This window comes from Variovorax sp. 01N425, from assembly GCF_056399465.1.
In genome coordinates this window covers 135,777-152,400 of record NZ_JBFTRJ010000013.1, presented here as the reverse complement: position 1 = coordinate 152,400, position 16,624 = coordinate 135,777, and the positions used below count along the sequence as shown (strand labels likewise).

Below are 16,624 nucleotides of genomic sequence, written 5' to 3'. Positions count from 1 at the left end.
GATATGCCACTGCTCGAAGTCAAAGACCTGCACGTCGAACTGCAAACGCAGCGCGGCCCCGCCGAGGCCGTGCGCGGCATCGGCTTCACGCTGGAGCGCGGCGAAACGCTGGGCATCGTGGGCGAATCGGGCTGCGGCAAGTCGATCACGGTGATGTCGCTGATGGGCCTGTTGCCATCGACCGCCAAGGTCAGGGGCAGCATCCGCTTCGACGGCACCGAGCTCGTCGGCCTCGGCGAAAAGGCCATGTGCCAGATCCGCGGCAACCGCATCGGCATGATCTTCCAGGAGCCGATGACGGCGCTGAACCCGGTGCACACCATTGCGCGCCAGGTCGGCGAACCGCTGCGGCTGCACCGCGGGCTCACGGGCGCCGACGCGCGCAAGGAAGTGCTGGCGCTGCTCGATCGCGTGGGCATTCCCGATGCGGCTTCGCGGCTCGATGCCTATCCGCACCAGTTCTCGGGCGGGCAGCGCCAGCGCATCGGCATTGCCATGGCGCTGGCCTGCGGCCCCGACCTGCTGATTGCCGACGAGCCCACCACCGCGCTGGACGTCACCATCCAGAAGCAGATCCTCGAACTGATCCAGGGCCTGGTCGCGGAGCGCGGCATGGCGCTGATCCTGATCTCGCACGACCTGGGCGTGATCGCCCAGAGCGTCTCGAAGATGCTGGTGATGTACGGCGGCAGCGTGGTCGAGAGCGGCCCGACTGACACCGTGTTTGCCGAGCGCGCGCATCCCTACACGCAGGGCCTGTTTGCGGCGCGGCCGGCGCTTGGCGCGCCGCGCGGCATTCGCCTGGCCACCATCCGGGGCAGCGTGCCCGAGCTGGTCGACCTGCCGCCGGGCTGCCCCTTCGCGGGCCGCTGCAAGTACACGGTCGACGCCTGCCACACGATGCGGCCGCTGCCGACCGTGCTGCGGCACGCGCATGCGGTGCGCTGCATCCGGCTCGAGGAAATTGCGGCGGAAGGCGCGCTCGAATCATGAACCAACCCGCCAGCACGCAGCCCCTGCTCGAGGTGACGGACCTCGTGCGCCACTACGCGCTGCCGCGCGAAAAGCTCTTCGGGCCGCCGCCGCTCGTGAGGGCGCTCAACGGCGTGAGCTTCAGCGTCGCGGCCGGCCGCAGCCTGGGCATCGTCGGCGAATCGGGCTCGGGCAAGTCGACCATCGCGCGCCTGGTGATGGCGCTCGACATGCCCACCTCGGGCAGCGTGCGCATGCTGGGCCGCGACCTGCACCGGCTGCCCAGGCGCGAGCTGCGCGCGGCGCGGCGCGATTTCCAGATGGTGTTCCAGGACCCGTATGGCTCGCTCGATCCGCGCCAGACGGTGGCGCGCATCGTCGCCGAGCCGCTCGAAGCGCTGGCCGAAACCAGCCGCGCGATTCAGCGCGAGCGCGCCTCCGAGGCGCTGGCCGCCGTGGGCCTGCGCACCACCGACATGGACAAGTACCCGCACGAATTCTCGGGCGGGCAGCGCCAGCGCATCGCGATTGCGCGCGCGCTCATCACGCGGCCCAAGCTCATCGTGGCCGACGAGCCCGTGAGCGCGCTCGACGTGTCGGTGCAGGCGCAGGTGCTCAATCTCATGCAGGACCTGCAGCAGCAGTTCGGCGTGAGCTACCTGCTCATCAGCCACGACCTCGCGGTGGTGAACCACCTGTGCGACGAGGTCTGCGTGGTGTGGAAAGGCAAGATCGTCGAGCAGGGCCCGCCCGGCGAGCTCTTTCGCAATGCGCAGCACCCCTACACGCGCACGCTGCTCGACGCGGTGCCGCGCACGCCCGCCGGGGGCACGCTGCTGGCGGCCTGACATCGAGGCTTCGCGGACTGGTCCTAGGATAGGAGCGTCATAAGCATCTGGTTGCGCGGCCGCCTGCCTGCGCGCAAGATGCCTGCCCTTGTTCCGAGGACACCGCTTCATGCTCAAACGACGCACCCTGCTCGCCACCGGCGCCGCCGCCCTGGCTCCTCTCGCGCTGCCGGCGACCGCCTTCGCGCAGAGAAAGAAGGACGCGCTGGTGCTGGCGCTCACGCTCGAACCTACAGGGCTCGACCCCACGGCCAAGGCTGGCGCCGAGATTGCGGAGGTGGTGCTCTACAACGTCTTCGAGACGCTCACCAGGATCAATTCCGATGGCAGCGTTTCGCCCCTGCTGGCCGAGCGCTGGGAAATCTCGCCCGACCTCAGGACCTACACCTTCCAGCTGCGGCGCGGCGTGAAGTTCCACAACGGCGAGCCCTTCGACGCGAACACCGTCAAGTTCTCGTTCGACCGCGCCGCCGCGGCCAACAGCACCAACAAGGACAAGCGCACCTTCACCAACATCGCCGCGCAGGTGGTGGACGCGCACACGGTGGTGCTGATCAGCAAGGAGATCGAGCCCGAACTGCTCTTCCTGCTGGGCCAGGCCTCGGCCATCATGGTCGAGCCCAGGACGGTGGAGACGAACGCCGTCAAGCCCGTGGGCACCGGCCCCTACCGGCTCGACAGCTGGGCCAAGGGATCGGCCATCGTGCTCGCCAAGTGGGAGGGCTGGCGCAATGCCGATGCGGTGCAGATCCGCAAGGCGAGCTTCCGCTTCATCTCCGAGCCGGCCGCGCAGACGACGGCGCTGCTCTCGGGCGACGTCGACCTGTTCCCGCACGCGTCGGTCTCGCGCAGCCTGCCGCAGTTCCAGAACGACAAGCGCTTCCAGGTGCTGTTCAATGCCTCGCGCGGCAAGACCATCCTGGCCATCAACAACAGGCGCAAGCCGCTCGATGACGTGCGCGTGCGCCGCGCCATTGCCGCGGCCATCGACCGCAAGGCGGTGATCGAGGCCGCCGCGGACGGCCGCGGCGTGCCCATCGGCAGCCACTACGTGCCGGGCGCGCCGGGCTATGTCGACACCACGGGCATCAACCCCTACAACGTCGAGAAGGCGAAGCAGCTGCTGGCCGAGGCGGGCGTGAAGACGCCGCTCGAACTCGACCTGGTGCTGCCGCCTCCGCCCTATGCGCGGCAGGGCGGCGAGCTCATTGCCGCGCAGCTGGCCAAGGTGGGCATCGTCGCCAAGGTCCAGAACGTCGAGTGGGCGCAGTGGATCAGCGGCACCTACGGCAACAGGAACTACGACCTCTCGCTGATCCTTCACGTGGAGCCCTTCGACCTCGTGAACTACACCAAGCCCGAGTACTACTGGGGCTACCAGTCGGCCAGGTTCAACGAGCTGTTCGACAAGGCGCGCAACAGCGCGCGCACCGCCGACCGGCTGCGCTACCTGGGCGATGCGCAGCGCCTGCTGGCCGAGGACGCGGCCAATGTCTTCCTCTACCAGCCGCAGTTCATCACGGTGGCGGCGCGCGGCTTGCGCGGGCTCTGGAAGGACACGCCGATCTTCGTCAACGACATCGCCGCCCTCTCCTGGAGCTGAGCCCGGCATCCGGGAACGTCCCGAGGAAATAGCGCCTGCGCGGACCAGCGCCGAAGCCTGCGCTGCGAGAGAATGGCTCGCTGCCCGCGCGTGGCATCTTTCGTGCTGCGTGTCCTTCCTTCGTGCCGCCGCGCCTCCATTCGGGGCGCGCCGCGCATGGGAAGCAGCCATTCGCATCCATCGTTTTTCCGGAGATCACAACGTATGTTGAACCGTCGCACCCTCCTTGCCACCGCCGGCGCCACCGTGGCGCTGGCCTCTCCCATCGCCGGCATGGCGCAGGGGCGGAAGGACGCCATCGTGATCGGCATGGCGCTCGAGCCGCCGGGCCTGGACCCGACCGCCGGCGCCGCGGCCGCCATCGCGGAGGTGGTGCACTACAACATCCTGGAGACGCTCACCAAGATCAACGCCGACGGCAGCGTCACGCCGCTCCTGGCCGAGAGCTGGGAAATCTCGCCCGACCTGAAGACCTACACCTTCAAGCTGCGGCGCGGCGTCAAGTACCAGAACGGCGAGCCCTTCAATGCCGCCGCGGTGAAATTCTCCTTCGACCGTGCCGGCGGCGAGAAGAGCACCAACAAGGACAAGCGCACCTTCGCGAACCTGAGCACGCAGGTGGTCGACGACTACACCGTGGTGGTCATCAACAAGGAAATCGACCCCGACCTGCCCTTCGTGCTGGGCCAGGCCACGGCCGTGATCGTCGAGCCCAAGAGCGCCGACGGCAACGCCACCAAGCCGGTCGGCACCGGCCCCTACAAGCTCGACAACTGGGCCAAGGGCTCGTCGATCACGCTGAGCAAGTGGGAGGGCTTCCGCAGCCCGGCCACGGCCAGGATCAACAAGGTCACCTTCCGCTTCATTTCCGACACGGCCGCGCAGGCCGCCGCGCTGATGGCCGGCGACGTCGACGTGTTCACGCGCATCGGCACGCGCGCGGTGCCGCAGTTCAAGATGAACCCGCAGTTCCAGGTGATCCTGGCCGGCTCGCGCGCCAAGACCATCCTGTCGATCAACAACAGGAAGAAGCCGCTGGACGATGTGCGCGTGCGCCGCGCCATCCTCGCGGCCATCGACCGCAAGGCCGTGATCGAAGGCGCGGCCGACGGCTTCGGCGTGCCGATCGGCAGCCACTACGTGCCGGGCGCCGCGGGCTATGTCGACACCACGGGCATCAACCCCTTCGACCTCGAGAAGGCCAAGAAGCTGATGGCCGAGGCCGGCGTGAAGACGCCGCTCGAACTCACCATGACGCTGCCACCGCCGCCCTACGCACGCCAGGGCGGCGAGGTGATCGTGGCGCAGCTCGCCAAGATCGGCATCACGGTCAAGGTGCAGAACGTGGAGTGGGCGCAGTGGCTCAGCGGCACCTACGGCAACAAGGACTACGACCTGTCGATCATCTCGCACGTCGAGCCCTTCGACCTCGGCAATTACGCCAAGCCCGACTACTACTGGGGCTACCAGTCGAAGGCCTTCAACGCGCTGTTCGACAAGATCAAGACCACGGCCAATGCGGCCGAGCGCAACAAGCTGCTCGGCGAAGCGCAGAAGATGCTGGCGGTCGATGCGGCCAACGGCTTCCTCTACCAGCCGCAGTTCCCCACCATCGCGAAGAAGAACGTGAAGGGCCTCTGGAAGGAGAACCCGATCTTCGTGAACGACCTCTCGGCGCTGTCATGGGGATGAGTGCCGACGTGTCATCTTCTTCTTCGCTGAACGAGCTTTCCGCCCAGGAACTCTCCGCCGCCTACCGCGACAGGCGCCTGTCGCCGGTCGAAGTCACGCAAGCCGTCATCGCGCAGATCGAGCGCTGCGAGCCCAGGCTGCAGGCCACCTGGCTCTTCAGGCCCGAAGCCGCGCTCGAGCAGGCACGCGCTTCGGAAGCACGCTGGCAGCGCGGCGACGCGCTCGGCCCGCTGGACGGCGTGCCGGCCACCATCAAGGAGAACATCGCGACCCGCGGCGATCCGATGCCGGCCGGCACGGCCGCCGTCGACCTGAAGCCCGCGGCCGCCGATGCACCGCCCGCCGCGCGCCTGAAGGAGGCCGGCGCGGTGATCGTGAGCAAGACCACCATGCCGGACTACGGCATGCTGTCTTCGGGGCTATCGAGCTTCCACACGCTGGCGCGCAACCCGTGGGACCTGAGCCGGACCCCCGGCGGCTCGAGCGCCGGCGCCGGTGCCGCGGCCGCCGCGGGCTACGGCCCGCTGCACATCGGCACCGACATCGGCGGGTCGCTGCGGCTGCCCGCGAGCTGGTGCGGCATCTTCACGCTCAAGCCGAGCCTGGGCCGCATCCCGATCGACCCGCCCTACATGGGCCGCGCGGCCGGCCCGATGACGCGCAGCGTCGGCGATGCGGCGCTGATGATGCAGGTGCTTTCAAAGCCCGATGCCCGCGACAGCATGAGCCTGCCGCCGCAGCACATCGACTGGGAGAGCTTCGACGTATCGCCCGACCACCTGCGCGGATTGCGCATCGGGCTGCTGCTGGACGCGGGTTGCGGCCTGGCGGTCGAGCCCGAGATCCAGGCGGCGGTCGAGCATGCGGCGCGTCTGTTCGAAAAGGCCGGCGCCATCGTCGAACCGATGCAGCCGTTCATGTCGCAAGCCATGCTCGACGGCATGGACCACCTGTGGCGCATGCGATCGCTGGTGGACATGAAGGCGTTGCGCCCCGACCAGCGCGCCAAGGTGCTGCCCTACATCCGCGAATGGGCCGAGAGCGCGGCCGAGTTCAGCGGCGAGCATGTGTTCCGCGGCTTCAGCCAGTTCCATGCGACGCGCGTGGCCACGGTGCAGGCCTGCGCGCGCTTCGACTACGTGATCTCGCCGGTGTCGCCGAACATGCCGGCGGCCGCGGAGGCGCCTTCGCCGACCAACGATCCGCTGCGGCCGCTGGAGCACATCGGATTCACGGTGCCGTTCAACATGTCGGAGCAGCCGGCGTCGTCGGTGAACTGCGGGTACTCGGCGAGCGGGCTGCCGATCGGGCTGCAGATCGCAGGGCAGCGCTTCGACGACCTCGGCGTGCTGCGCGTGTCGCGCGCGTTCGAGCAGATTCGGGAGCCTCAGCGGCCCTGGCCTGTGGCGCCTTGAACGATGGGACAGCCGCTGCTGTTCAGGGCGCGCTCCCGCCGACGGGGTACCTTGCTCCGCGAATGTCCTCCGGCCTTCGGCCTCCCCCTTGATTTCGCTGCGCAAGGCACCCCATCAGCGGGAGCGTTATACGGAGCAGTCGTTGATCAGCTGTGCACCCAGAGCGCGCCTTGTGCCCAGGGCATCGGGTGCTCCCCGCAGCGAAATAAAGGAGGAGCCGAAGGCGGGGGACATTCGCGGAGGGGAGTACCCGGTGGCCTGGGCACGCGCCCTGAAAAACAACAGCGCTCGAACAAAACAGCAGCAACAAGAAATCAAGTCGCAGCGTAGCGCCCCGGCTTGTGGTTGATCCACAGAAAAAGCCCCATCACCACCGCAGCCAGCACCGACCATCCCACGCGCTGCGGCGGAATCACGAACAGCGCGAGCAGCACCACCGTGCAGTCGATGCCGATCTGCACCTTGCCCGCGGGCCAGCCGCGCTTTTCCTGCAGGTACAGCGTCAGCACCGTCGCGCCACCCAGGCTCGCACGATGCCGCGCGAGGAACAGGCATCCTGTGCCCAGCAGCAGGCCGCCGAGCACCGCTGCGAAGGCCGGGTGCAGCGAATCGATCGAGATGTAGCGCGGCGCCCAGTCGGTCATCACCGACAGCAGCGCGATCGCCGAAAACGTCTTGACCGTGAACGCCCGCCCCATGTGGCGCCACGCAAACCAGTAGAACGGCAGGTTCACCAGGAAGAACACCTTGCCGAAGCTCACGCCCGTGGCGTAGTGCAAGAGGAATGCGACACCGGCCGTGCCGCCCGTGAGCAGCCCCGCCTGGCCGAACAGCATCATGGCAATGGCGACGAACAGGGTGCCCGAAAAGATGGCCTGCGCGTCGTCGAAACGCGAGTGGCGCAGCAGTTCCGGCTGCGTGGCGGGTTGTTGTGGCGCATCCATGGCGGGCCTGACGCAAATCCCGCGCCACCTGGCGGCCTCAGACCAGGTGGGTGGCCAGCATCTCCCGCGCCCGCGTCACGAATTCGGTCTCTCCGCGGCGCGCGGGCAGGAACTGGAACGCGACCCGGGGCAGCGCCGGCAGGCCATGCGGCGCTGCCAGCCGGGCGACCCCTTCGCACACCGCCGATTCGTTCAGGCAGGCCACCCCCAGCCCCGCGGCCAGCGCCGACTGCAATCCCGCCACGCCCGACGCCACGTGCGCCAGCACATACGGCACGCGCCGCCGCCGCAACAGCGCCACCGTGTACTGGTGCAACGAGCAGGTGTCCGGCAAGGCCAGCAGCCGCACCGGCTCGCCGCGCGCGAGCCGCATGCCGGCCGCGCCGAGCCACGCGAGCGATTCGCGCCGGATCACCGGAGCCTTTGCGCCTGGCTCGGGCGATGGCGATGTCCCGGCGATGTTCATCGCGAGCCCCACGTCGAAATCGCCGTGCGCATAGGCGGCCCGCAGCGCGTCGCTCTTCATGATGCTCACGTGCAGCCGCACCTGCGGATAGCTCTCGCCAAGACGCCCCAGCAGCCGCGTGAGATCGCCGGGGCGAAAGTAGTCGGTCACGGCGAGCCGCAGTTCGCCCTGCAGCGTCTCGCCATGCAGATCGCGGAACGCCTCGTCGCTGAGCGCGAGGATGCGGCGCGCATAGGCCAGGAGCCGCGTGCCGGCCTCGGTCGGCGCCACGCCGGCCTTGCTGCGCGTGAGCAGCGACTGCCCTGCCCGCTCCTCGAGCTTGCGGATCTGCTCGCTGACCGACGATTGCGACAGGAAGACGCGCGGCGCCGCGGCCGTGAGGCTGCCGGCATCGATCACCGCGGCCAGGGTGCGAAGCTGTTCCAGGTCGAAGGTCTGCATGGTTCATCCATCCGTTTATTCGATGGATTCCATCATATCTTCCCGCTTTTCCGATGCCTTTGAAGTTCCCACAATAGCCCCATCGTTCACTCATTCCTTCATGGAGTTCCCTATGCCGCACATCGTTGTCCACCTCTCGGGCGAGCCCGACGCCCAGCTCACGCGCAAGACGGTCGACGTGGTCGCCGAACTGACCCAGAGCGTGCTCGGCAAGCAGCTGCCGGTGATCGCCGTCACGGTGCAGTACATCGCCGCCGACACCTGGTTCATCGGCGGGCAGTCGCTGGCCTCGCTCGGCAAGTCGGCCTTCCACCTCGACATCAGCATCACGGACGAGACCAACACCAAGGCGGAGAAGGCGCGCTACCTGCGCGAGGTGCATGCCGCCATGGCGCGGCTGCGGCCCGACCTGCACGAGGTTTCGTACATCCACGTGATCGACGCCCGCGGCGCGGCCTATGGCTACGGCGGAAAGACGCAGGAGTACCGCCACCAGCAAGCGGGCGTTTGAAGCCTGCGGCAGGGCATGGCACCATCGGGCCATGCCCCGCGCCACCCTGCACGCCGACAGCTTCGGCAACCCGCTCACGCTCGACGATGCGGCCAGCCTGCCGCTGGTCGAAGACTTCGTCATGGGCTTCGTGTCGACCGAGGCGCGCGCGGTCAACCTGCTGGCCCTGGCCGACAGCGACGCGAGCCCGATGGTGCAGGCCTACTGCGCAACGCTGCACCTCTTCGCCGAATCGCGCGATGCCGCGGCCAATGCGCGGCCCTTTCTTGCCAAGGCGCGCGCCGCAGCCGAACGCGCCACACCGCGCGAACGGCGCTACATCGCGGCCATCGAGGCCTGGGCCGAGGGCGACATCGCCAAGGCCATCGCCCTGCACGCCGAGCAGGCGCGGGAGCATCCGCGCGACCTCGTGTCGGTGAAGCTCGGGCAATACCACTGCTTCAACACCGGCGACTGCCCGGGCATGCTGCGGCTCGCGCTCTCCGCGCTGCCGGCCGCGTCCGACGTGCCCTATGTGCATGGCATGGCCGCCTTCGGCTACGAGCAGTGCCACCTGATGCGCGAGGCCGAGGCCAGCGCGCGCCGCGCCATCGGCATGTGCCGCAAGGAGCCGTGGGCGCACCATGCGCTGGCGCATGTGATGCTCACCGAGGGCCGGCTCAGCGAAGGCCTGGCCTTCATGCAGGGCGTGAGCGACACCTGGAGCGGCCTCAACTCGTTCATGGTCACGCACAACTGGTGGCACGTGGCGCTGTTCCTGATCGAGCTCGGCCGCGACGGCGAAGCGCTCGCGCTCTACGACCGCGAGGTGTGGGGCGTGGTGAAGGACTACTCGCAGGACCAGATCGGCGCCGTCTCGCTGCTGGCGCGCTTCGAGCTCGCGGGCATCGGCGTGGGTGCGCGTTGGGACGACGTGGCGAGCCACCTGCTGCAGCGCACGGCCGACCACGTGCTGCCCTTCCTCGACCTGCAGTACCTGTATGGCCTGGCGCGCGCCGGGCGGCCCGAAGCGGACGCGCTGCTGCGCAACATCGAAGCCCATGCGGCGCGCGCGCCGCTCTCCACGCGCGCCGCCTGGCAGAGCGTGTGCGTGCCGGCCGCGCGCGGGCTCGTTGCCCATGCGCGCGGCGATTTCGCCGCCGCCATCGAAGGACTCGGCAGCGCCCTGCCGCGCCTGGTCGAGATCGGCGGCAGCCATGCGCAGCGCGACTTCTTCGAGCAGGTGTACCTCGATGCGCTCGTGCGCACCGGCGGCCAGGCCGCGCTCGCGGGTGCCCAGGGCATCCTGCAGCAGCAGCTCAACGGCCAGCCCGAATCGCTGCGCCTGCGGCGCCAGGCCGGCGAGGTCTATGCGCGGCTCGGCCTCGGGCAGCTCGCCTCCCGTCCTTGAGAAAGGCCATGCCTTCCGGTCATGGGAGTTGGCGCAAAAGGAATTAACGGACACGCGGGGGCGACTTCTAAACTGCCCGCTCCACATCGCTCGGGTTCCTTTCCCATGCAGAAACCAGTTGTCGTGCTCGCCATCTCCGCGGCCTTGGCAGGCCTCTCGTCCGCAGCCCCAGCTGCGACCGATGCCCCCGTCGAACTCGACCTGCTGCTGCGCGGCGGCACCGTCTACACGGGCGATTCGGACGAGCCGGTGGTGGGCGACGTCGGCATCGTGGGCGACCGCATCGTCTTCGCGGGCCGGAAGGCGCCGCCGCAGTTCAGCGCGCGGCGAACCATCGACGCGGCCGGCCTCGTCGTGGCACCGGGCTTTATCGATGCGCACACCCACGCCGATGCCGACCTGCATTCCACCGATCCGCGCAAGCGCCTGAACATTCCCTTTCTCACGCAGGGCGTGACCACCGCGGTCATCGGCAATGACGGCTTCGGCGGCTTCAACATCGCCGCGCAGGCGCAGCGCCTGCGATCGGCGCCCGTTGGAACCAACGTCGCCATGTACGCGGGCTTCGGCCCCTTGCGCATCGACCAGCTCGGCGAAGCCAATCGCACGCTGACGCCCGAGCAGCTCGACGCCATGCGGCGGCACCTGAGCCGGGCCATGTGCGACGGCGCGCTGGGGCTTTCGACCGGGCTTTTCTATCCGCCGCAGAATTTCTCGAAGACCGAGGAAGTGATCGAGCTCGCGAAGGTCGCGGCCCGCCATGGCGGCCTCTACGACAGCCACATCCGCGACGAGTCGATGTACAACATCGGGCTCAAGGGTTCCATCGAGGAAGTGATCCGCATCGGCCGCGAAGCCCGCCTGCCGGTGCATGTGGCGCACATCAAGGCACTGGGCGTGGACGTGCAGGGCCAGAGCGGCGACATCATCCGCCGCATCGAGAAGGAGCGTGCCGCCGGCCTCGACATCACGGCCGACCACTACCCGTGGACGGCATCGAGCACGCGTTTCTCGGCCGCGCTCGTGCCGCCCTGGGCGGTCGACGGCGGGCGCGCGGCGATGCTCAAGCGCTTCGACGACCCGGCCGTGCAGGAGCGCCTGCGCACCGGCATGCGCGAGAACCTGCGCCTGCGCGGCGGTCCGGAGACCATCCTGTTTTCGGCCGGCAGCACCAAGTACGTGGGCAAGACGCTGGCCGACGTGGCCAAGGCCTCGGGTGCCGACCCGGTGGATGCCGCCATCGCCGTGCTGCGGGACGGCGACCTGATGATCGCCTCCTTCAACCAGAGCGACGACGACGTGCGCGCGTTCATGAAGCGGCCATGGGTCATGACCTCCTCCGATTCCTCGCTGGGCCATCCGCGCGCCTACGGCACCTTCGCGCGCAAGTACGACCAGTACGTGGTGAAGGAGCACACGATCTCGCTGGGCCAGTTCATCCGCAGCAGCTCGTCGCTGACCGCGGACACGCTGGGGCTGGAACAGCGCGGGCACCTGCGGCCGGGCTACTACGCCGACGTGGTCGTGTTCGACCCCGCGCGCTATGCCGCCAAGGCCACCTACACGCAGCCGACGCTGCTGTCGGAGGGCGTGGTCACGGTACTGGTGAACGGCCGCCTCGCGGTGGATGCCGGCAAGCCCACGGGCGTGGGCGCGGGCCAGCCGCTGCTGCGCACGCCGAAGGCCGGCAGCTGCACCTGACGCGGCTCAGCTCTTCTTCAGATGCCGCCGCTGGTCGTAGGTCGGCTGCGGCGGCAGGTCGGCCAGATGCCGCGTGTCGGCCCAGTCGACGATCTCGATCACGTCGGGCATGGCCGGGTCGGCAATGCGGATGCGGTTGAAGCCCGCGTTGGGAATGTCGCTCTGGCGCGGCCCGCTGAGGCTGAGCCCGCGCGCGGTGCGCCACACCATGTCGAGCACGCCGCCGTGCGTGACCACCACCAGCCGCTGCCCCCGGTGCGCAGCCGCCAGCGCGCCGATGGCCGCGACGATGCGCGTGTGGAATTCGCGCGCCGTTTCGCCTTCGGGCATGGCGTGGTCCTCGCGGAACTCCAGCCATTGCTCCCAGGCTCGCGGATGCAGCGCCTGGATCTCGTCGGCCCGCATGCCTTCGACAATGCCGAAATACTGCTCGCGCAAGCCCACCGACGTGACCACCGGCAGCGACAGCTGCTGCGCGGCCGGCGCGGCGGTCTGCTGCGCGCGCATGAGGTCGCTGCTGATGATGTGCTGCGCGGTGTCGCCCGCCAGCCGCAGCCCGAGGCGGCGCGCCTGCTCGTGGCCGATGTCGTTGAGCGGCACGTCGGCATGCCCCTGGAAGCGCAGCTCGCGGTTCCAGGCGGTTTCGCCGTGGCGGATCAGGATGAGTTCGGTCGCGGAGTCGGGTGAAGGCGTGGGCATGGACGCCCATTCTCCACTGCGTGCGTGACGCTCGGGACCTGGGTGGCGGCATCTGTTGCAGCGCCGCCACCTGCAGCTCGAACGGCGCCGCACTCGCCGCGCCGGCGATGGCGCAAAATCCGGCCATGCCCCACCTTGTCCTGCTGCCCGGCCTTGCCTGCGACGAGCGCATCTGGGAGGCCCAGCTTCCCGCGCTCGAGCCCCTGTTCGAAACGCGCGTGACCGATGCCCACATGCGGCACGACACCATCGAAGCCATGGCCGCGGCCGTGCTGCGCGAGAACCCCGGCCCGCTCCTGCTCTGCGGTGCGTCGATGGGTGGCATGGTCGCGATGGAAGCCGCGCGGCAGGCGCCCGAACGCATCGCGGGGCTCGCGCTGCTGGGCACCAACGCACGGCCCGAGGCGCCCGAGATGTACGAGCTGCGCGAAAGCGCCATCGAACTGTTCGAACGCGGCGAACTGCGCGACGTGATCGAGCCGAACGTGGTGTTCGCCTTCCACCCCGCGCAGGCCGCCGACGAGGCGCTGGTGCAGCGCTATGTCGAGATCGTGCTGGACGCCGGCACGCAGCAGCTCATCACGCAGAACCGCGCGGTGATGCGGCGCCCCGACGCGCGCACCCACCTGCCCTCGCTGCGTGCGCCGGTGCTGCTGGTGTGCGGCGACACGGACCGGCTGACCCCGCCCGACTGCACGCGCGAGATCGCGGCGCTGGTGCCGCATGCCGAAGTGGTGTGGGTGCCGCAATGCGGCCACATGCTGACGATGGAGCAGCCCGCTTCCGTGAATGCGGCGCTGCTCGGCTGGCTCGCTCAGTGGAGCTGACCGCCGGTTTCGGCCACGTCCTTTTCAACGGCCAGCGCGGTCGCCACCGCGATGCGCAGCGCCTCGACCATGGTGGCCAGCGACATGCTCGGCGCGCCGGGAAAACGCGCCGCCTGCTCGGGCAGGTAGGGAATGTGGATGAAGCCGCCGCGCAGCCCGGCCACCGGATGCGTGGCGATGCGGTGCATCAGGCCGTAGAAGATGTGGTTGCAGACGAAAGTGCCGGCCGTGTTCGAGACCGACGCCGGAATGCCTGCCGCACGCAGGTCGCGCACCATGGCTTTGATGGGCAGCGTCGAGAAATACGCCGCGGGCGCGCCGGGCACCACGGGCAGGTCGATCGGCTGTCGGCCCGCGTTATCGGCGATGCGGCCGTCGTCGATGTTGATGGCCACGCGCTCGGGCGTGATCTCGGCGCGGCCGCCGGCCTGGCCGATGCACAGCACCAGCCGGGGCTGCAGTTCGTCCATCGCACTTGCCAGCGCCTCGATGGCCTGGCCGAACACGCAGGGCATCTGGCGCGCATGCACGGTGGCACGGCCGCACTGCCAGCCGTCGAGCGCGCGCACGGCCTCCCATGACGGGTTGAGCGCTTCGCGGTCGAACGGATCGAAGCCGGTCAGAAGGACGTTGGTTCGCTGCGCCATGGCTTGAATCAGGCCATCGCGCGAACCGCGATGCCCTCTTGCTGCAGGCGCTCGCGAATGCGGCGCGCAAAGGCCAGCGCGTGGGCGCCATCGCCATGCAGGCACACGGTCTGGGCATTGACCGGCACGATGCTGCCGTCGATCGCCTTCACCTTGCGGTCGCGCACCAGCGAGAGCGTCTGGGCGAGGGACTGCTCCTCGTCCTCGATCAGCGCGCCGGGCTGGCTGCGCGGCACCAGGCTGCCGTCGGGCATGTAGCCGCGGTCGGCAAAAACCTCTTCGACCGGCGTGAGGCCGGCACGGCGCGCGGCGTCGATCATGCCGCTGCCCGCAAGGCCGAAGAAGCGGAGCGAGGGATCGAAGCGCCGCACCGCTTCGCAGAGCGCGTCGGCGAGTTCGGGCTCCTTCACGGCTTGGTTGTAGAGCTGGCCGTGCGCCTTCACGTGCGAGAGCTGGCCGCCCTCGGCCTTGGCGATCGCGGCCAGCGCGCCGACCTGGTAGAGCACGTTGGCCACGATCTCGTCGGGCGGCAGGTGCATGGTGCTGCGGCCGAAGTTCTCGCGGTCCGGAAAGCTCGGATGGGCGCCGATGGCCACGCCGTGCGCGATGGCCCAGCGCACGCACTGCCGCATGGTCTTGGCGTCGCCCGCATGCCAGCCGCAGGCGATGTTGGCCGAGCTCACGAGGCCGAGCAGCGCTTCGTCGCTGCCGGCGCCTTCGCCGAGGTCGGCATTCAGGTCGATTTGCATGGGGTGGGTTCCTTCTTCAAGACAGGCCGGCACGCCGGGCCAGCCGGCGCGCCTGCGCTGCTCGCACAGTCTATGCCGGTCTCGTCCAGCCCGCTGCCGCCAGCCCTTGCGCGACCTGCGCAAGATAGCGCTGCTGCCCGGCCCAGGCCTCGAGCGCCGCGGCCATGTCGACCTGCACCAGCCGCAGCCGGCCGTCCAGCGGCGCCTGCGCGAGCTTCCACAGGTCGGCGCGGATCACCACGCCGATGCGCGGATAGCCGCCGGTGGTCTGCGCGTCGCCCATCAGGATGATCGGCTGGCCCGAGGGCGGCACCTGGATCGTGCCGGGAATGACGCCCGACGAGAGCATGTCGGCACTGCGCCGGCGCTTGAGCTCGGCGCCCGCGAGCCGGCTTCCCATGCGGTTGCTCTGCGCGGTGATGCGCCAGCGCTCGCTCCACAGCAGCGCCTGCGAGGCCACGGTGAACTGGTCGAATTCGGGGCCGGGCAAGACGCGCAGGGCGATGGCCGAATCGCTTTCCTCGGGGCCCCAGTCCGGACCGCGCAGGCCGAACGGGCGCCGCGCGAGCCGGGCGGCATCGAGCGCCGTGGCGCCCAGCGGAAGCCGGTCGCCCTTGCGCAATGCGCGCCCCTGGTGGCCGCCGAAGCCGGCCTTGAGGTCGGTGCTGCGCGAGCCGAGCACCGGCGGCACGTCGATGCCGCCCGCCACCGCGAGCCAGCTGCGCAAGCCGGCCTTCTTGGCGCCGGCCGCGTTGGCGCCCGCGAGCTTGAGCGTTTGCCCCGCCGCGACAGGCACGCTCCAGCAGGGCCAGAGCGGCGCGCCGTCGAGCCGGGCGCCGAAGCCGTCGCCCACCAGCGCGATGCGCGTGGCCGTCTCGAAGCGGATCTCGCAGCCGCCCATGGTGAGCTCGAGGCCGGCTGCACCGTCGGCATTGCCGACCAGCCGGTTCGCCAGTGTGAGCGCCAGCACGTCGAGCGCGCCGCCGGGGCAGATGCCGAGCTGGCGGTGCCCGTGCCGCCCCAGGTCCTGCACCGAGGCCAGCATGCCGGGCTTGTGCACCAGCATCATGTCTGCACGCTTTCGACGACGAAGCGCACGTGGTCGCCCGGACGCAGCAGGGTGGGCGGCTCGGCCGATGGATCGAAGAGCTCGAGCGAGGTGCGGCCGATCAGCTGCCAGCCGCCCGGCGACACCAGCGGATAGATGCCGGTCTGCTCGCCGCCGATGCCCACCGAGCGCGCAGGCACCGCCGTGCGCGGCTCGGCGCGGCGCGGCGTGGCAAGCTCGGGCGGCAGCCCGCCCATGAAGGCGAAGCCGGGCAGGAAGCCCAGCAGGTAGACCACGTAGTCGGCCGCGCTGTGGCGCCGCACCACTTCGGCCGGCGTGAGCCCGGTGTGCGCCGCGACATCGGCAAGATCTGGGCCGTGCTCGCCGCCATAGGCCACCGGAATCTCCACCCTGCGGCCTTCGATCGCCGTGGCCGACAGCCGCGGCCAGGCCTCGTTCACGCGCGACATCAGCGCCTCGATATCGATCGCGGTCGGATCGAAGGTCAGCGTGAGGTTGTTCATGCCCGGCAGCACCTCGCCCACGCCGGCCCATTGCTGCACCTCGGCGCCCAGCGCCCAGATCTGCCGCTGCTGCGCCAGCGTGGCGGGCGGCGGCAGTTCGCAAAGCAGCGCCGCATCGCCCAGCGGATGCAGGCGCGGCAAGGGAAG

Annotated in this window: 16 protein-coding genes; 9 read left to right on the top strand and 7 right to left on the bottom strand. The window is 69.6% G+C overall.

Features of this window, described 5'->3' with window-relative positions; genetic code table 11:
• Positions 1-3 precede the first annotated feature (3 nt).
• The 5 genes from AC1DSC_RS23100 (at position 4) to AC1DSC_RS23080 (ending at position 6,530) form a co-directional block, all read left to right on the top strand.
• Positions 4-993: an ABC transporter ATP-binding protein gene (locus AC1DSC_RS23100; protein ID WP_028256291.1), complete on the top strand. Its 990-nt coding sequence runs from the start codon at positions 4-6 to the stop codon at positions 991-993.
• Entirely contained in the window at positions 990-1,820 is an 831-nt protein-coding gene (locus tag AC1DSC_RS23095) for an ATP-binding cassette domain-containing protein (RefSeq protein WP_436287912.1), read from the top strand. Before AC1DSC_RS23100 ends, AC1DSC_RS23095 begins: the two co-directional genes overlap by 4 nt.
• A 109-nt stretch (positions 1,821-1,929) precedes the next feature.
• A complete protein-coding gene (locus AC1DSC_RS23090) occupies positions 1,930-3,423 on the top strand; it encodes an ABC transporter substrate-binding protein (RefSeq protein WP_436287913.1) in 1,494 nt (497 codons plus the stop codon).
• Positions 3,424-3,627: 204 nt separating this feature from the next.
• Entirely contained in the window at positions 3,628-5,115 is a 1,488-nt protein-coding gene (locus AC1DSC_RS23085) for an ABC transporter substrate-binding protein (RefSeq protein WP_436287914.1), read from the top strand.
• Entirely contained in the window at positions 5,112-6,530 is a 1,419-nt protein-coding gene (locus AC1DSC_RS23080; protein WP_436287915.1) for an amidase, read from the top strand. The genes AC1DSC_RS23085 and AC1DSC_RS23080 overlap by 4 nt, the downstream gene beginning before the upstream one ends.
• 314 nt (positions 6,531-6,844) lie before the next feature.
• On the opposite strand, the gene AC1DSC_RS23075 is transcribed toward AC1DSC_RS23080, so the two are convergent.
• Both AC1DSC_RS23075 and AC1DSC_RS23070 read right to left on the bottom strand, forming a co-directional pair.
• Entirely contained in the window at positions 6,845-7,474 is a 630-nt protein-coding gene (locus AC1DSC_RS23075) for a YitT family protein (protein ID WP_018906731.1), read from the bottom strand.
• Between the two features lie 37 nt (positions 7,475-7,511).
• A complete protein-coding gene (locus tag AC1DSC_RS23070; RefSeq protein ID WP_436287916.1) occupies positions 7,512-8,381 on the bottom strand; it encodes a LysR family transcriptional regulator in 870 nt (289 codons plus the stop codon).
• A gap of 112 nt (positions 8,382-8,493) precedes the next feature.
• Here AC1DSC_RS23070 and AC1DSC_RS23065 point away from each other — a divergent pair, with 112 nt between their 5' ends.
• The 3 genes from AC1DSC_RS23065 to AC1DSC_RS23055 all read left to right on the top strand — a co-directional run bounded on the left by AC1DSC_RS23065 (position 8,494) and on the right by AC1DSC_RS23055 (position 11,983).
• Positions 8,494-8,892, top strand: a complete 399-nt coding sequence (locus tag AC1DSC_RS23065; RefSeq protein ID WP_015867129.1) for a tautomerase family protein — start codon at positions 8,494-8,496, stop codon at positions 8,890-8,892.
• Between the two features lie 31 nt (positions 8,893-8,923).
• The gene (locus AC1DSC_RS23060) at positions 8,924-10,282 is read left to right on the top strand and encodes a tetratricopeptide repeat protein (protein WP_436287917.1); all 1,359 of its coding nucleotides are present in this window, start codon (positions 8,924-8,926) and stop codon (positions 10,280-10,282) included.
• Positions 10,283-10,387: 105 nt separating this feature from the next.
• Positions 10,388-11,983, top strand: coding sequence for an N-acyl-D-amino-acid deacylase family protein (locus tag AC1DSC_RS23055; RefSeq protein ID WP_278879947.1), 1,596 nt, complete (start codon positions 10,388-10,390; stop codon positions 11,981-11,983).
• 6 nt (positions 11,984-11,989) lie between these two features.
• Here the strand turns inward: AC1DSC_RS23055 and AC1DSC_RS23050 are convergent, their stop codons facing one another.
• Positions 11,990-12,682 (bottom strand): histidine phosphatase family protein, encoded by a 693-nt coding sequence (locus tag AC1DSC_RS23050; RefSeq protein WP_436287919.1) that lies wholly within the window; start codon positions 12,680-12,682, stop codon positions 11,990-11,992.
• 107 nt (positions 12,683-12,789) lie between these two features.
• On the opposite strand from AC1DSC_RS23050, the gene AC1DSC_RS23045 reads away from it, so the two are divergent.
• The gene (locus AC1DSC_RS23045; RefSeq protein ID WP_018906726.1) at positions 12,790-13,509 is read left to right on the top strand and encodes an alpha/beta fold hydrolase; all 720 of its coding nucleotides are present in this window, start codon (positions 12,790-12,792) and stop codon (positions 13,507-13,509) included.
• Here AC1DSC_RS23045 and pcp read toward each other — a convergent pair.
• The 4 genes from pcp to pxpB form a co-directional block, all read right to left on the bottom strand.
• Complete coding sequence (pcp, locus tag AC1DSC_RS23040; RefSeq protein WP_412511789.1) at positions 13,497-14,156, bottom strand: pyroglutamyl-peptidase I; 660 nt, start codon at positions 14,154-14,156, stop codon at positions 13,497-13,499. The two genes, AC1DSC_RS23045 and pcp, sit on opposite strands and share 13 nt — an antisense overlap.
• An 8-nt stretch (positions 14,157-14,164) precedes the next feature.
• The gene (gene pxpA / locus AC1DSC_RS23035) at positions 14,165-14,905 is read right to left on the bottom strand and encodes a 5-oxoprolinase subunit PxpA (protein ID WP_015867135.1); all 741 of its coding nucleotides are present in this window, start codon (positions 14,903-14,905) and stop codon (positions 14,165-14,167) included.
• A gap of 70 nt (positions 14,906-14,975) precedes the next feature.
• Positions 14,976-15,974: a 5-oxoprolinase subunit C family protein gene (locus tag AC1DSC_RS23030; protein WP_015867136.1), complete on the bottom strand. Its 999-nt coding sequence runs from the start codon at positions 15,972-15,974 to the stop codon at positions 14,976-14,978.
• Complete coding sequence (gene pxpB, locus AC1DSC_RS23025) at positions 15,971-16,618, bottom strand: 5-oxoprolinase subunit PxpB (protein WP_436288301.1); 648 nt, start codon at positions 16,616-16,618, stop codon at positions 15,971-15,973. Before pxpB ends, AC1DSC_RS23030 begins: the two co-directional genes overlap by 4 nt.
• Between the last annotated feature and the right edge of the window lie 6 nt (positions 16,619-16,624).

What these genes read in the sequence shown, in the direction of transcription:
- pcp (WP_412511789.1), bottom strand. Translation starts at nt 14,156, where the DNA reads ATGGCGCAGCGAACCAACGTCCTTCTGACCGGCTTCGATCCGTTCGAC.
- AC1DSC_RS23095 (WP_436287912.1), top strand. Translation starts at nt 990, where the DNA reads ATGAACCAACCCGCCAGCACGCAGCCCCTGCTCGAGGTGACGGACCTC.
- AC1DSC_RS23060 (WP_436287917.1), top strand. Translation starts at nt 8,924, where the DNA reads ATGCCCCGCGCCACCCTGCACGCCGACAGCTTCGGCAACCCGCTCACG.
- AC1DSC_RS23080 (WP_436287915.1), top strand. Translation starts at nt 5,112, where the DNA reads ATGAGTGCCGACGTGTCATCTTCTTCTTCGCTGAACGAGCTTTCCGCC.
- AC1DSC_RS23090 (WP_436287913.1), top strand. Translation starts at nt 1,930, where the DNA reads ATGCTCAAACGACGCACCCTGCTCGCCACCGGCGCCGCCGCCCTGGCT.
- AC1DSC_RS23030 (WP_015867136.1), bottom strand. Translation starts at nt 15,974, where the DNA reads ATGATGCTGGTGCACAAGCCCGGCATGCTGGCCTCGGTGCAGGACCTG.
- AC1DSC_RS23050 (WP_436287919.1), bottom strand. Translation starts at nt 12,682, where the DNA reads ATGCCCACGCCTTCACCCGACTCCGCGACCGAACTCATCCTGATCCGC.
- AC1DSC_RS23100 (WP_028256291.1), top strand. Translation starts at nt 4, where the DNA reads ATGCCACTGCTCGAAGTCAAAGACCTGCACGTCGAACTGCAAACGCAG.
- AC1DSC_RS23065 (WP_015867129.1), top strand. Translation starts at nt 8,494, where the DNA reads ATGCCGCACATCGTTGTCCACCTCTCGGGCGAGCCCGACGCCCAGCTC.
- AC1DSC_RS23085 (WP_436287914.1), top strand. Translation starts at nt 3,628, where the DNA reads ATGTTGAACCGTCGCACCCTCCTTGCCACCGCCGGCGCCACCGTGGCG.
- AC1DSC_RS23070 (WP_436287916.1), bottom strand. Translation starts at nt 8,381, where the DNA reads ATGCAGACCTTCGACCTGGAACAGCTTCGCACCCTGGCCGCGGTGATC.
- pxpA (WP_015867135.1), bottom strand. Translation starts at nt 14,905, where the DNA reads ATGCAAATCGACCTGAATGCCGACCTCGGCGAAGGCGCCGGCAGCGAC.
- AC1DSC_RS23075 (WP_018906731.1), bottom strand. Translation starts at nt 7,474, where the DNA reads ATGGATGCGCCACAACAACCCGCCACGCAGCCGGAACTGCTGCGCCAC.
- AC1DSC_RS23055 (WP_278879947.1), top strand. Translation starts at nt 10,388, where the DNA reads ATGCAGAAACCAGTTGTCGTGCTCGCCATCTCCGCGGCCTTGGCAGGC.
- AC1DSC_RS23045 (WP_018906726.1), top strand. Translation starts at nt 12,790, where the DNA reads ATGGCGCAAAATCCGGCCATGCCCCACCTTGTCCTGCTGCCCGGCCTT.